Source organism: Corallococcus sp. AB038B (assembly GCF_003668955.1).
Lineage (GTDB): Bacteria > Myxococcota > Myxococcia > Myxococcales > Myxococcaceae > Corallococcus > Corallococcus exiguus.
Window position 1 is genome coordinate 1 of the sequence record NZ_RAWO01000113.1, and the last position, 442, is coordinate 442.

Genomic DNA, 442 nt, shown 5'->3' on the forward strand with positions numbered 1-442 from the left:
CGTCCACGCCAGCCCCACGCCTCGGCTGGGCGAATCGACATCCGCCGCCTGCTTCACCAGATGCCCGTCCACGACACTGACACCCTTGACAAAGGTGTGCGTGACCGGGAGCTTGCCGATGCGCCCCACAATGGTCGTCAGGGGCACCGCTTCGTGAAAGGCATCTTGATTGGGGTTCTCAGGAACCAGCGTGACCTCCAGGTCCTCCGTTCCCGCGGCCCCAGGGGGAACGTCCGCCCATGCGAAGCCCGCGAGCCCCAGGGTGACAGAACCGCTCAGGGGCACGACCTCCGTGATTCCCGCTGCATCCGTCCGCACCCTGGCCGAGGCCAGCTCCGTCCCCATGCGACTGACCACGAGGCGCCCATTGGTAAAAACCTTCACCCCCAAGTGCGCGGGGATCGCCACGGGGGCCTGTGCATCCTCATCTGGGGTCTGACCT

1 protein-coding gene is annotated in these 442 nt (G+C 66.5%); it reads right to left on the minus strand.

The window, feature by feature from the left end; all coding sequences use genetic code 11:
- On the minus strand, nucleotides 1-408 hold a 408-nt coding region (locus D7Y04_RS42705; RefSeq protein ID WP_199749832.1), incomplete at its 3' end, for a hypothetical protein.
- Between the last annotated feature and the right edge of the window lie 34 nt (nucleotides 409-442).